General features: G+C 45.4%; 13 protein-coding genes. 4 read left to right on the forward strand and 9 right to left on the reverse strand.

Translation table 11 applies throughout. From position 1 onward, the window contains the following. The first annotated feature begins 58 nt into the window (after window positions 1-58). The 4 genes from DESPCE1_RS0119625 to DESPCE1_RS0119640 are packed head-to-tail and all read left to right on the forward strand — an operon-like array spanning window position 59 to window position 5171. Window positions 59-712, forward strand: coding sequence for a TetR/AcrR family transcriptional regulator (locus DESPCE1_RS0119625; protein WP_019851445.1), 654 nt, complete (start codon window positions 59-61; stop codon window positions 710-712). Further along, window positions 709-1413: an ABC transporter ATP-binding protein gene (locus DESPCE1_RS0119630; protein ID WP_014795739.1), complete on the forward strand. Its 705-nt coding sequence runs from the start codon at window positions 709-711 to the stop codon at window positions 1411-1413. Before DESPCE1_RS0119625 ends, DESPCE1_RS0119630 begins: the two co-directional genes overlap by 4 nt. Next, a complete protein-coding gene (locus DESPCE1_RS0119635) occupies window positions 1407-3785 on the forward strand; it encodes an ABC transporter permease (protein ID WP_019851446.1) in 2379 nt (792 codons plus the stop codon). Before DESPCE1_RS0119630 ends, DESPCE1_RS0119635 begins: the two co-directional genes overlap by 7 nt. Window positions 3786-3842: 57 nt before the next feature. Next, window positions 3843-5171 carry an efflux RND transporter periplasmic adaptor subunit gene (locus DESPCE1_RS0119640; RefSeq protein WP_019851447.1) on the forward strand — a complete coding sequence of 443 codons (1329 nt, stop codon included), beginning with the start codon at window positions 3843-3845 and terminating at the stop codon, window positions 5169-5171. On the opposite strand, the gene glpK is transcribed toward DESPCE1_RS0119640, so the two are convergent. From glpK to DESPCE1_RS0119685, 9 genes are all read right to left on the reverse strand, one after another. Further along, the gene (gene glpK / locus DESPCE1_RS0119645) at window positions 5166-6662 is read right to left on the reverse strand and encodes a glycerol kinase GlpK (RefSeq protein ID WP_019851448.1); all 1497 of its coding nucleotides are present in this window, start codon (window positions 6660-6662) and stop codon (window positions 5166-5168) included. The two genes, DESPCE1_RS0119640 and glpK, sit on opposite strands and share 6 nt — an antisense overlap. A gap of 189 nt (window positions 6663-6851) precedes the next feature. Continuing rightward, the gene (locus DESPCE1_RS0119650) at window positions 6852-8441 is read right to left on the reverse strand and encodes a prenyltransferase/squalene oxidase repeat-containing protein (RefSeq protein ID WP_028305643.1); all 1590 of its coding nucleotides are present in this window, start codon (window positions 8439-8441) and stop codon (window positions 6852-6854) included. A gap of 77 nt (window positions 8442-8518) precedes the next feature. Further along, window positions 8519-9112, reverse strand: coding sequence for a DUF3793 family protein (locus tag DESPCE1_RS0119655; protein WP_019851450.1), 594 nt, complete (start codon window positions 9110-9112; stop codon window positions 8519-8521). Window positions 9113-9145: 33 nt separating this feature from the next. Further along, complete coding sequence (locus DESPCE1_RS0119660) at window positions 9146-9436, reverse strand: DUF2325 domain-containing protein (protein ID WP_014795745.1); 291 nt, start codon at window positions 9434-9436, stop codon at window positions 9146-9148. Between the two features lie 248 nt (window positions 9437-9684). Continuing rightward, on the reverse strand, window positions 9685-10371 hold the full coding sequence (locus tag DESPCE1_RS0119665) for a molecular chaperone (protein WP_019851451.1): 687 nt from the start codon (window positions 10369-10371) through the stop codon (window positions 9685-9687). A gap of 100 nt (window positions 10372-10471) precedes the next feature. Beyond that, window positions 10472-11173, reverse strand: coding sequence for a response regulator transcription factor (locus DESPCE1_RS0119670; protein WP_019851452.1), 702 nt, complete (start codon window positions 11171-11173; stop codon window positions 10472-10474). 50 nt (window positions 11174-11223) lie between these two features. Then, complete coding sequence (locus tag DESPCE1_RS0119675) at window positions 11224-12918, reverse strand: DUF3365 domain-containing protein (RefSeq protein WP_172637637.1); 1695 nt, start codon at window positions 12916-12918, stop codon at window positions 11224-11226. A gap of 187 nt (window positions 12919-13105) precedes the next feature. After that, window positions 13106-13939: a DmsC/YnfH family molybdoenzyme membrane anchor subunit gene (locus tag DESPCE1_RS0119680; protein ID WP_014795749.1), complete on the reverse strand. Its 834-nt coding sequence runs from the start codon at window positions 13937-13939 to the stop codon at window positions 13106-13108. Between the two features lie 3 nt (window positions 13940-13942). Continuing rightward, on the reverse strand, window positions 13943-14521 hold the full coding sequence (locus DESPCE1_RS0119685) for a 4Fe-4S dicluster domain-containing protein (RefSeq protein WP_014795750.1): 579 nt from the start codon (window positions 14519-14521) through the stop codon (window positions 13943-13945). Window position 14522: the final 1 nt, after the last annotated feature.

The following is a 14522-nucleotide window of genomic DNA, read 5'->3' on the forward strand; positions in this document are numbered from 1 at the left end:
ATCTTTTAGAAAAGTCCCTCATATGGAATATAAAGTTATAGAAAGGAGAAGGATTTCCTTGCCTACTCAAACCTTTTTCAATCTGCCTGAAGAAAAAAGGAACCGCATCCTTGAGGCTGCCATCCAGGAATTTGCTGCCTATGCATTTGACCAGGCGAGTATTGCCCGCATCATTGAGCAAGCAGGGATTCCCCGGGGAAGCTTTTATCAATATTTTAAAAATCTCAAGGATTTGTATAAGTACATTTTTAACCTTGCTGTAGAAAAGAAGCTCCAGTATTTTGAGGCCAAAGTCCCTGACCTTCATGGCGATGGCTTTGAATTCTTCTCCACATTACAGAGGCTTTTCACGGTAGGCCTGGAGTTTGCTCAGGATCATCCTGAGCTTCTGGCCCTTGGTCATCGCTTTATGAAAGAGACCAACGTCCAACTTCGCGAGGAAGTGATTGCTGAACAAGCCCCTAAATCCACCAATTTTTACGGAAATATGCTCCAGCGAGGCTTTGAATTAGGACAGCTGGACCCTTCCGTGGATTACTCAACCGCAGTTTTCTTTATGCATGGTATGAATACAGCTTTGACGGACGCTTACCTGTCTTTAGAGCAAAGCAATCTCAATAATGCCCTCGAAGATAAAACCTATCTGGATATCATCAATAAGCTTCTCTATCTCCTTGCTCATGGTTTGAAAAATAAGGAGGTGATACCATGACTCTTTTGCTTGAAGGAAAAGGTATCCGCAAGGTTTATCAAACCGGAGAGGTTGAATTGGAGGTCCTGAAAGGGCTGGATTTTCAAATCTTCACCGGTGAATTTATCGTAATCCTTGGTCAAAGCGGGTCCGGGAAAACCACCCTTCTTAATATCATTGGCGGCATGACTCCTCCCACCTCAGGGGAACTGTATTACCGCGACGAGCCCTTGCATGACGCAGATGATTCGGGACTGACCTTTTATCGGCGTCAAGCCGTTGGTTTTGTCTTTCAGCACTACAATTTGATGCCCAATCTTACAGCCTTTGAAAATATTTGGCTGGCCGCCGAAATCGCTGAAGACCCCCTGTCTGTGGATGAAGTGCTTCAGGATGTGGGACTGGAACCATGGGCAGAACATTTTCCTTCCCAGCTCTCCGGTGGGCAGCAGCAGCGGGTGGCCATTGCCCGTGCTATTGTTAAAAACCCTGCCTTGCTTCTTTGTGATGAACCTACCGGGGCTTTGGATATTCAAACGGGTATTCAAGTCTTAAAAGCTTTACAAAAACTCAACCATGATTACCACAAAACCATTATTATCATTACTCATAATGGGGAAATTGCCAAGATGGCTGATCGTGTGTTTTTTATCAAGGATGGGATGTTGGAAAAAATCCAAGTCAATGAGCATCCTCTCCAACCGGAGGAACTTTTATGGTAGTACTGAGAAAGAAGCTGTTCCGGGAGATCCAATCCAATAAAGGCGTCTATTTTGCCTGTATTTTGGTGATAATCATCGGGCTTCTCTCTTATACCTCTATGTCCATCGTTTTGGAAAATCTGGAGCGGGCTCAAAGCAAATTTTATGAGACTACTCATTTTGCCGATGGTTTCATTAAAGTTACCGGCTATCCCGAAAGCCAGGTGAAAAAGCTGGCTCAGTTTGGGGGAATCGATCATGGTGAAGGGCGAATCGTCAAGGATGCCCGGCTTTTTGAAGAAAAATCCGATAGCAATCGCTCTCTACGGCTGGTCTCCATGAGCTTCGAGACTCCACCTGAACTCAATCAGATTCAACTCTTCAGCGGGCGCTTTCCCGTGGATAGTTCTTTGGAAATCCTGGTGGATCCAAAATTCTTCGCTGCCAATGGACTTTCTCTGGGAGATAACCTAACCCTGATCCTGGAAGGAAAGCGTTCCACCTTTACGGTAGTGGGAACCGCTCAGAGCCCTGAGTTTATCTATGCTTTGCGCTCCGCTCAGGACCTTTATCCTGACCCGGAGACTTTTGGTATCGCTTATTTGCCCCATAACTCCCTTAAGACTTTAGTCAAGGAATCCGGCCAAGTGAATGACATCGTCTTCTCCTTGGAACCCAATGCGAAATTCGAGGATGTTAAAGAACTCCTGGAAACAGAACTTAAGCCTTATGGCCTCCAAGGAGTATTCCCTCGTAAGGATCAGACCAGCCATGCTATCCTCGAAGAGGAGTTGAGTAGTTTACGCAGCATGGCACAAGCTTTGCCCATGGTCTTTCTGGCCGTTTCCAGTATTATTCTCTATACCATGCTGCGCCGCCTGATTGAACAACAACGGGGAAACATTGGAACCTTAAAGGCTTTCGGTTTTACGAATCAAGAGATTGTCCTTCACTATTTATCCTATCCTCTCCTGATTGGAGGGGTAGGAGGATTGCTGGGAGGACTGGCAGGGATCGCTCTTTCTTATCCTTTAACGGCTCTCTATGAAGAGTTCTTCGCCCTGCCTGGTTTAGAAAGCACCTTTTCTTTAAAGTATCTCTTTTTAGGGATAGCCCTTTCCCTGGGGTTTAGTTTGCTTAGTGGGATGAAAGGGAGTCTGGACATCCTCCGTTTGGATCCGGCCGAGGCCATGCGTCCTGCGGCCCCGGGCTCGGCAAAGAAAACACCCCTGGAGAAACTGCCCGGACTATGGCGGTCTTTCACTTCCCAAACCCAAATGGGCATTCGTAATGTTTTTCGTGCCCCTGTGCGCAGCGCCTTTACCGTAGTAGGAATGGCTGTCGTCTTTAGCTTAATGTCCGTTTCCTGGTCCATGGAAAATATGATGGATAAACTCACGACCTTTCAATTCCAGCAGATTCAAACCTATGATGTCAAGATCTCGTTAAATAGCCCTGTCACCTCTCGGTCCCTTCAATACTCATTAGCTCATGAACCGGGAATCACCAGGCTGGAACCACTTTTAGAAGTCCCGGCTACCCTACAGAACCAATGGCATAAAAAAGAGGTGCCACTCTTAGGTATATCCCAGGATTCTACCCTTTATCATGTTCTCGATCAAAAAGGGAATAAAATCCCCCTACCCGATGATGGAGTTATACTCTCAGAACGCTTAGCCCATCTGCTTCAAGTGAAGGTAGGGGACTCCATCCAAGTGAAAAGCCCTTACCGCCGTGAGTTTATTGCCGAGCAAGATCAAACTCTTATGGTCAGAGGAATCATCCCTCAGTATGTAGGCCTTAATGCTTTTATGGAAATCGGTGCGCTCCAGGATTTTCTTCAGCAAGGAGAAATCGCTACCTCAATGCTCATCGGGATGAATGAGGAGGATGTCTCTGCCTTAAAGAGCAAGTATAGGGATGCCAGTCAAGTGGGTTCCATCGAATCCGCCAAAGAAAGCTTGGAAAAAATCGAGGAAATGATGGGCTCCTATGGCTTTACCATCTACTTTCTGGCCGTTCTGGCAGGAATCGCCGGTTTTGCATTAATCTATAATTCCAGTATTATCTCTCTTTCCGAGAGGCAAAGGGAGCTGGCTTCCTTGCGGGTTTTAGGTATGACACCCAAGGAAGTCCTTAAAGTCATTACCTCAGAACAATGGCTTTTAACCCTCCTCGGTATTTGCCTAGGGATTCCACTTTCCTTCGCCCTCTCAGAGGCGATGGGACAATCCATGAGCTCGGATCTTTTCACTATTCCCACAGGAGTTCCTCTTTCAGCTCTTATGGGCGCGGTGGTTGGAACGGCATTGTCCGTATGGTTCGCTCAGACACGAGCTCACCGGAAAATTGTTGCCATGCCTTTTGTGGAGGTTCTGGCTACGAAAGAATAACACCTGTTTAAGACTCATCAATCCAATGAAATAGACTCTAATTGAGGAGGTATTCTTATGTCTGTTGAACCATCTCCTGTCAAAGGTTTTCCGTTCTCCTTCTTAAAAAAGGGCCGGAAACAAGGATCTAAAAAAGTCAGCCAGCAAAACGCCCGAAAGAAAAAAGTTATCATCTTCGGAATGATTGCCGTCCTTGTTCTGGCATCCGTTCTGGCTTCGAGTCTTAAGCCGCTCAAAGGAACAGTGTTCACCCTGGAGCCGAAGGAATTTGTCCGAGGATTTACGGAGGAGGGGCAGGTTTTGGCTGCCAAAGAGTTCCCACTGTATAATTCTGTGGATGGAAAAATTACTGCTATTCATGTCCACAACGGCGATTCCGTGGCCAAAGGACAGGTTTTGCTGGAACTCGATACTACGGATTTGGTTTATCAGTTGGATGCTTTAAAGGCACAGCTTAAAAGTGTGGAAGGCCAGCATCTTCAAACAACCAGCAATCCTAGGGATGCCTTGGTACAGCAGCAAAAACTACTCATTGAACAAGCTGAAAGGGACGCACTGGTTCTTGAACAAAACTACACCCGAATGAAGACTCTCTATGAAGCAGGGGCAATTTCCCTGACCCAATATGAAGAAGCCCAGCTTCAAGCGAAAAAAGCCCAGAACTTTCTGGAACAACAAAAAACCGCTCTAGATTTAATCTATGAGCAGCAATCTCTACCCGGAACAGAACAGATCTATGCCGGTCAAAAAGATGCATTGCAAGCACAAATCAGCCAGCTTGAGAATAAGATTGAAAAAGCTAAAGTAGTTGCCCCGGAAGATGGTTTTATTAGGGATTGTCATCTTAAAGAAGGAGAGTTCGCCGCCACCGGTCAACTCTTATTGAATGTTTTTGCGGATAGGGGTTACAAGGTAGAAAGCTATATCTTAGCCAAAGAGGCCCCCTCTATTAAGACAGGAGATCCTGTGGAGATCATTCAGGATACTAATTCAGGGAATCAAATTCTAGCCGGAGACATCGAAAGTGTGGAGCCTTCGGCGGTGGAACGTATTTCTCCTCTGGGGTTAAAGGAAAACAGAGTTAAAGTAACTGTCTTTTTACACAGCGAGACGGCCGTGATTATTGGCAGTACCGTGGATCTAAAATTCATCACCCACAGAGAAGAGGCTCAGATCATGATTCCAAAGACCGCTCTTTTTCCCTATGAAGGAGGAGAAGCCGTCTGGGTAGTTCGTGAAGGTAAAGCCCAGATCCAGGCTGTGGTTAAGGGAATGGAAAACGACCGGGATGTCATCATCCTGGAAGGACTTGCTTCGGGAGATCAAATACTTTTGGATACGGACCTTGTTGGGCTTAAAGAGGGTAAAAAGATCAAGGCTCTATGAGTCGAGGGAGCCCATCGTGTGGGTGACGGCCTTCTTCCAGCCTTGATAGTACTTTTCCTTAAGCCCCGCTTCCATCTGAGGTTTAAAGGAGCGTTCGATGTTCGCCTTCCCTTTTAACTCCTCTTTATTGCTCCAAAACCCTGTAGCCAGCCCGGCCAGATAGGCTGCGCCTAAGGCTGTGGTTTCAATACAATAAGGACGTTCCACTTCTACTCCCAGGATATCAGCCTGAAACTGCATCAAGAGGTTATTGACCACCGCTCCCCCATCGACTTTCAGAAGTTGGAGAGGCAATTGGGAGTCCGCCTCCATAGCCTCCAGGATATCTCTGGTCTGATAAGCCATAGACTCTAAAGCTGCACGAATGACATGGTTCTTATTGCTGCCCCGGGTTAATCCCAAAATAGCCCCACGAGCCTCCATATCCCAGTAAGGTGCACCCAGTCCTGTAAAGGCAGGCACCAGATAGACCCCGCCGTTATCGGCAACCTTCCCTGCGAAATATTCCGAATCCCCTGCGGTTTCGATCAGCTTTAATTCATCCCGCAGCCACTGAATCACTGCTCCGGCCATAAAGACACTGCCTTCCAGGGCATAAACTACTTTTTCATCAAGTCCCCAGGCGATGGTACTGATGAGACCGTGCTGAGATTCATAGAGTTCTTCCCCTGTATTAAGAAGCATAAAGCAGCCGGTGCCATAGGTGTTTTTGGCCATCCCCGGTTCAAAGCAAGCCTGACCGAAGAGGGCGGCCTGCTGATCCCCTGCAATTCCGGCTATGGGAATAGAATGCCCGAAAAAACCTTCGGGAGCTGTTTCCCCGTAGATAGTGCTGGAGGGCTTTACCTCAGGGAGCATGGCTAAAGGAATATTGAGTATGCGGAGGAGCTCTGTGTCCCATTCCAAAGTCTTAATATTATAGAGGAGGGTGCGGGAGGCATTGGAGTAATCCGTAACATGAATACGGCCCTTGGTCAGATTCCAAACCAACCAGGAATCCATGGTTCCAAAGAGCAGCTCTCCTTTTTCGGCTTTTTCCTGAGCGCCCGGCACCTGGTCGAGAATCCAGCGGATTTTAGTTCCAGAAAAATAGGCGTCTAAGACCAAGCCTGTCTTTTTCTTAAATAAAGGCTCTAGTCCTTTCATCTTTAGTTCATCACAGAGGGGAGCTGTTCTTCGACATTGCCAGACAATAGCATTGGCCACAGGCTTCCCCGTGTGCTTATCCCAAACTACAGTGGTTTCACGCTGATTGGTAATCCCGATTCCGGCAATCTCTTCAATATTTACTTGATAACGGGCCAGAAGCTCGGCAATGACCCCATATTGGGTGCTCCACACTTCTTCCGGATCATGCTCCACCCAGCCGGGTTGAGGGTATATTTGCGTAAATTCTTTTTGTGCCACTCCTACGATATGGCTTTCCCGATCAAAAAGGATCGCTCGACAACTGGTTGTCCCCTGATCTAAGGCAAGAATGTATTTCTTCATAGTTTTTCCCCTCACAAGAAAGATTAGGTTGGCCCGCTTTCCATGTATAGCCCTTCCCTACTCTTCATAATAAGGAAAACTTAGCTTACGTCAAGCCATAGTGAGATAGATACTAAGGAACCGCTAAAGGCCTGGAAAGGAAAACACCAAGGGGGTCTCACTTAACGCCCCTTGGTTATTTTTTATCCATCATTTCATCAATAGACGCTCATACCGGCTTAAGGCACGAATGGCGGTGAGTGCTGTGGCTATAGGTTCCTCGTAGTCCCACCCCTTAGCATAGATGGCCTTATAGGAGGGTTTAAAAGAACCCTTGAGATCCTGTGAATCCATAAGATTAATGCAGCCCTTATCCAGCACTTCCTGAGGAACAGCTCTGCCATATCTCAACAGTCCGGACAGGGCCAACCCCGTCTCAACTGTAGATCCCCAGCCCCCGTCCTCTTGTTGAGACTCCAGGATAAAGTTGATGGCTTTTTGCCTTGCCTCTAAGATATCTCGGGTTATATAGAGCTGTTGCAAATTAAATTTCCACTTACTGAAAAGTTCCAGAGCTTGGGCAGTGCTATAGACTGGCCCTTCGTACCAGGATGAAGAAAAAGCTCCTTGAGCATCTTGCTGAGATAATAACCACCTTAACCCCCGATAGATGAATTCCTCCTGGGATCGCCCTCGTCTCCATAAAGCCTCCAGAGCATGAATGGTGACATCAACACTAGAAATATACACAGGAAACTCTGAAGTTATCTGGGGTGGTGTTCCTTCAAAGCTGGGAAACGTACTCCAACTTCCATCCTTGTTTTGCAGCCTTTTGAGAAGCTGGACTCCCTGAGAATTTTCTACTCCGACCTGATTGAGGCCGATCAAAGCAACCGCCGTGTCGTCCAAATCAGGATGAGTATAGGGGGGAGTGCTGCCATAGCTGCCGTCGGCATTCTGTGCCTGTTCTAACCAAGAGACTCCCGGCTCCAACCAGGAGTTATCGCCCCACCTATTTCTTGTTTCTCCGGCGATGCAGATTGCCCAACCCATAGCCCAGTTCTTAAGTTGATCAAAGGCCGGCCAAGCTCCATTAGCATACTGCTTCTGAATAAGCCAATGCCCGGCTCGCTGGCACTGCTCCTGTTGACCTCCCAAACGCATAATCCCTAGAATAGCCAGGCTGGTAGCGATAATATCCTCCGACCAAGAACCGTCCTTCATCTGAGTTTCGAGAAGATATTGAATTCCCTTATTCAGTCCATCCTGGGATTCTGTAGCGAGTAGGGAAGCTGCTACCACAACCGGCCGACCATAGAGGGGCAATTTAGCAAGTACACTTTCTTCAAGAATTTTGGGAAGGACGATTTCTTCAGGGGTTGGGCCTTCTAACCCAGGAACTACTCGCTGACCCAAGGTCAAAATCATTTGTGAAAACTGCCTGGCTTGGGAGAGCACTTGGAGCTTCGCCATCCATCCCCCTTGGCTCCCCTGTAGGGCCAGTCGCGCAATCTTCGTTATCTCTTCATCGGGCTGCCCCCCGGGGACCTTCCCCCAGCCTCCACGATTATTCCGCCATAACCACTGAATTCCTCGCTGTTGAGCACTTCTAAACTCCCGGCCCAAAGCCAGCAGGGCAAGGGATGCTAAGGCCGTTGCCCCAGGGCTGGGAGAGACACCATGATCCTGATCAAGCTTGCCCGCTAAAATCTGCTCGACCCCTTCGGACACATAAATCTTAGCTTTATCTAAAGATTCACCTAAATTCTTACCAAAATCCAATCGATCACCTCCATCCATCTCTTTATCCTATGCATAAACAAATTTTTTGTTAGAATAAAAAAAGGAGGCTGTTGCCTCCTGGGAACTTCATTGCTCTATGCACTTTTTCTTTGTAAGCTAAGGACAGCATGAATCACTTTTTCCCGTTCTTCGTCATAAGCTTCAAAGATCTTTAAGGCGTTTTCTACATCCTGATAAACCTTCCAGTACTTACAGGCCAAGCAAGGCGCCCCGTTACTCTCAATAAAGGCGGTCACATCTTCCACGGGATAACCAAGGAAAATCCCCAGTTCATGAGGACATTCTTCCTCAAACCGTTTCTTTAAAAGACACAGGCTATCTTCTACCTTAGGCAAATCATCATAGCCTTGCCCTTTGAGGAAGTCTTTATTTTTCCAGACGGATAAACAGTTGGCCAGAGTCTCATCCCGATAGAATAAAACAATAACCCGATCTTCTTTGCGCCTTAGCTCGTAGTAACATATCTGCAGCTGTTTGCAGATCCCATCTTTATAACGATCCCAAAGGGTTAGTATCTTTCGCTTATGGTTAACAAAGGTCATCAAAGAGGATGGCTTAATTTCGGCCAAAGTTGGAGCAATATCATATTGGATTTTATAGAGAAGAAAGTCTCTATCTTCAAATCGGTCTAAAGCTCTAAAAAAATCATGGACACATGCCTTGCTCATTCCTGCCACCTCCTGAAAGAAATCCTTAGTTAATCAACATGCACATTCCTCTAACTTACACAACTCCCGTTCCAAGGCTTTTAAACTACTGCTATGACTGCGGATGATGGGAATGTTCCGGTTTTTGGCTACCTTTACGGCGACTTTGACCATAGCATGGGATACGGTTCCGGTAAAAAGAACAATTCCATCCGGATCCCCCATCACTTTTTCAAAACGCGTCGGGAGCTGAGTATAGACTTTTACATTATGCCCACGTTTTGATCCGATATGTATGTAATCCTTTTCCATACGATCAAGTCCACCGATGAGTAATATAGACATCAAACCACACACTCCTTTTCCCTTTATTCCCTGCAATAGTTTTAAATGAGCTTGCTATTAATATACTATAATTGATAATGATTTTCAATATCGTATTTGTTTCTATTTTTTGTTCTTTGCCACTTTTTATTCACTCAATTACCCAACTGTTTTTGAGAACACAAAAAGGGACCCTCTCCTTTTGAAAGGATCCCTTCGGTATTTTTCTAATTTCTTAACAGTAATTAGCGAATCCGGTGATCATGACTTTAAAGTGCCGTTAACTCATCCAAAAGCTCGGCATCCATCTTTACGATATGCTTGGTCAGATCGGCCATAGGCGGATAGAAGTAATGGGTCTTGCTTTTTTGAATGTCGTGAGCGAAATCACCAATCCATAGGAGCAAATGGTCACGCAAAAAGGCTTGCTGGTCTTCGAGGATAGCTTTCATCTCCTCCACCCGGCCATTCTCGAAATGGTCCTGAGCCACTTGAGATAGATGAGCCATAAAATCCAGCTCCAGGCCGAGATGATCATCGGCTTCATGGGGGTAGTTTGAAGGTAAAAAGTTATATTTCAAATAGGCACGGCGAACATTTAACGTACTTTCTTGGAACAGAACCCGCTCCTTGGTGAGATAGACGGATTCCCAAGGAGGTGCAGGCAAACTGTTAGGTCCAATGAACAGATAAGTGTATTCACCTTTCAGCTTGTCCAAGGTCTGCTCAGGTTCAGCCGCCAAGGCCTGAGCCACCTCACTTAAAACCTCAAAATGCTTATCAAAGAGATGCTCATCTTCCTGGAGCAGGATCTGCAGTGCTTCCCGGGTGTGTGGGTCTGTAACAACCTTCAATACTTCGGCTTGGGGTTCTCCGCCAAAGATCCGCTGCAATAATCTATAGAGATAACTTCGGTTGGCCAGCAAAATTGCGATTGCATCGTTTTGTTGATTCATTTCTTATACCACCTGTTCATATTAATAATTTTGCCTTAATCTTTAATTTTATTTTTACTTCCATATACTATAATGTTGTACTCAAATTTTCAACCCATTCTTACTCCTTCTCACCGAATTTATAGCCAACGCCCCAGACTGTTTGCAGATATTTGGGTTTGGAAGGATCATCCTCAATCTTCTCCCGAATCTTGCGGATAAAAACAGCAATACTGGTTAATTCACCTACATAGTCTTCCCCCCACACATAAGCTAGAAGCTGCTCCCGAGTAAATACTTCCCCGGGATGACCAGCCATATAGGCTAAGATCTTAAATTCCTTCGGTGTGAGTTCCACACGCTTGCCTTTCAATCGAGCCTCATAACGCTTGAAAAAGATCTCTAAATCTCCGAGTTTAATGCTTTCTTTCTTCTCCGCTGCACTTGATGAACCGACTTGGTGATCCCGCCGACGAAGAAGAGCTTCAATGCGTAGGGATAATTCCAAAGAGCTAAAAGGCTTGACGAGATAATCATCGGCCCCCGCCTTAAACCCAACGCTTTTGTCTACGATATCTCCCTTAGCAGACAATATAATGATGGGGACATTGCTGCCCTTTTTGCGAAGTTGGGCACACACATCAAACCCATTGAGTTTCGGCATCATGACATCCAAAATCACCAGGTCGGGCTTTTCTGCCTCAAAAACAGCCAAGGCCTCAACACCATCTGATGCGTAGCAAAAATCATAGCCGTCTTCCGTGACTATGTGTTCCACGACGATAAGAATGCTCTCTTCGTCATCAGCCAGCATAATTTTCATCCTCTATCGCCCCTTTCTCTGCTGAACCCTGACTAAATGCCCCATAATCTTTAAAAATCCATGTGAAGCCAGTCTTCATTATCCTCCCCGGCCGGAATTCCTACCATGAACAAGCTCCCTTCGTTGGGTTCGCTGACGACTTTAATCCAGCCTCCGTGAAGTTCTGCCAACTCCTTAGCTAATGCTAAACCTAAACCACTGCCATTATATTGGCGGTGGATGGATGAATCACTTTGAACAAATTTTTCGAAGATATAGGGCTGATCCTCTTTCCGTATACCAATACCATTATCTTGAACATTAATCAGCACTTCATTCTGCTCTTGGTCATAAGAAACCCAGACTTTGATCTCTCCACCCTTAGGCGTGAATTTCAAGGCATTGCTTACCAGATTCTCTACAATCCTTTTTAGCCCTTCGCGATCTCCCTCTATAACAGGAACGTCTTGATCTATAACACTGGAATAACTGATATTCTTTTTCTCAATTAAAGGTTCAACGACATTTTCAACAGCATTGATCACGTCAACAAGATCAATGGGCTCGATGATCAATTCTTGTTTCCCAGCTTCAATACGAGCGATTTCTAAGATATTGTTGATCATGCGCAAAAGAACTTGGCTGTTCGCTCTAATTTCCTGAGTCATTTTCTGCTCTTTAGGGGATTTGTCACCGCTTACTTTTTCCAGAACCTCTGCAAAAGCGATAATCGAAGTCAATGGCGTGCGAAGTTCATGGCTAATGATGGTGAGGAAGTCCGATTTATACTGATTATCTTCACGCAAACGTCTGTTGACTTCTTCCAGTTGGATTCGCTGAGATTCCAGGGTATCTTTAGCATGAGCTAAATCCTGAGTTCTTAGTTGAACCTTGGTCTCCAGGTCATTATATAAAGTCTGGAGTTCTTTAGTCATGATCTCAAAGTGGTCTGCCACATCTCGAATTTCTCCCTGAGCATCAATATCTTTCAAATCAACCTTCAAGTCCCCTGTTTTAACATGCTCCATTGCATTTTTTAATTGATTTAAGGGCCTGGTTACAAGCTTGGACATAGCGTAGTAAATAACCATAATAATACTCAAGGTAAGCAGGGAAATATAACCTACTTGCTTTACCACATTAGATTGAATGTTTTCCGTATACATATCTATAGGCATCACAATACTCACAATGCCAGCCAAGTCGCCTATTTCCCAACCTTCTTTGGGATATCCTAAAATATCTAACTCCCCGGCTGGTTCCCCATGGCATTCTAAACAGTTCTCTTCGATACGCATGGGAGCGGTATAACGAAAGGCGTCTTTCCCCGCGTATTCCGACACCTTATAGAATTCACTTGTATTCACATCTTCAGCAAATAGGTTGAGCGCTTCTAATTCAAATTCATCAGGAATATCCGCTTTATTGCGTGGATTAAAATTAGTATAGCGAACAGTATAACCTGTTTTTTTACCAAATAATTTTCCGATGCTTTTCCCCACAAGAGAACAATGTAGTTTTTTAAAATTATATTCTCCATTGGCATCATAATTGATGACATCCTGATTGATTACCATAAACTCCCACGCAGCATCCATCTGTTGAGAGAGGACGTAAGCCTTTTCATGCATTTCCTTTTCAGCCTGCTTTTGTTGAGTCATCCAAATCCAAACTACATTCATAAGAAGCGAAACCGCCAAAATACCCACTAATAATATAACAAATCGGGTTCTTATACGAACATTGTTTAAACCCAACCTATTCACCCCCGGCAGTTTCAAATGTATTATTATTATATCAGTTAATGTCAATTAAACGTATTCTTTCCCCTATATTAGTATCTCTTGCATTTTCGATAGCCTGAATAATGCCAGGAACCCTCCGATTGTAAAAAGGAGTATCTTATCCGATACTCCTTTTTAGCACTCATAGTTCTCATGTTCAGACAGAGAATTAAGTTAACCCTACCCCAGATATAACCATTGCAGCGTAGAATACATACCTTCCGATCGCCTGGCCAACCAGAATCAAAGCTGTACCGCCGATGACAGCATTGGATACAGATTTGCTTAGTTCATCTTTAGCCATCCAAAGAACCAACCCAGCTCCAGCGAGGATAAACAGCCATTTAATGGCTGTGGCTGTCTTCAGACTGCCGAGAATAGCAAGGCTGGCTTGCAAAGCGGTACTGGTGCTGGCCCCCAGAGAAATAAAGTAAGGGACTACAGCAGCGACTTGAACAGCTACAACAGCTGCGACAGCTAAAGCCACGAATTTCTTCATCTTCCCAGCTTCTTTCATACTCAGAACAAGGAAAAGCATGGCTCCCATGGATAGTGCAGCGGTATAGAACTCAACAGTGGTCGTAGCACTTTGCCATACAGGCACACTGGCCGAGCTATAAATCTTCGCCATGGCAAAGACATCGATCAGACCCACCAGTGCAGCCGCTGCGGATAAGCCGGTGATAGCTCCTGCTGCTTGGGGTTTAACATAGAGAAGCACAGCAGCCACAACGGTTAACCCAACAAACATCGCAGTAAACCAAATCTCGCGGCTGAGCCAGGAGGTACCGAATTGAAACAGAGCATTCATGGCACTTAAAGGGCGCCCCAAGTGTAGCAGAGAAGCCAACATGCCGATGACGCCAAGGCCTGTCGCCGTGATCATAGCATTCTTGAATACCCCTTCTTTATTCACAAGCCGACCAATAGCCACAAAGAGCATAACTCCCACGGCTGCTTGGATACAGATGGAAAACGTGGTCAAGGCAAAATGTTCACCCATGGATTACACCCCCACTTTCTTATAACCGGGCTTTAGGGCTTCGGCTTTGGGTTTGATTAAGAAGGAGGGATCGGTTTTGGTGGCCGAAGGAAGAATGGGTAACTCCTTGACCAGATCCTCCCCGTATTCTGCTTTCATTTGGTCTAAATCTCCAAATTTCAAACAACGCATAATACATGCATCCACACAAACGGGGTTCTGTCCAGCATCTCTTAATTCTTTACAGGAATCACACTTTCCTACGACATTTTTGTCTTCGAAGTAATGAGGTACACTATATGGACAGTTCCAAACACAATATTTGCAGCCGATACATAGTTCTTTATCATGTTGAACTGTACCATCTTTATCAAAGTGCATGGCCCCCGTAGGACAGCCTTTAACACATTTAGCTTCTGCACAATGATTACACCCCATGGAAAGGTAATAGCCCCCTACATTGGGATAGGTACCACCTTCAAATTCATAGACTTTGCGGAATAGTTCCCCTACTTTGAGATCATTCCTATCTTTACAGGCAATTTGACAGGCTTTGCATCCCATACAAGAAGCCATATCATAATAAAATCCTAATTGTCCCATC

The organism is Desulfitobacterium sp. PCE1 (assembly GCF_000384015.1).
In the GTDB taxonomy this organism is placed as follows: Bacteria; Bacillota; Desulfitobacteriia; order Desulfitobacteriales; family Desulfitobacteriaceae; genus Desulfitobacterium; species Desulfitobacterium dehalogenans.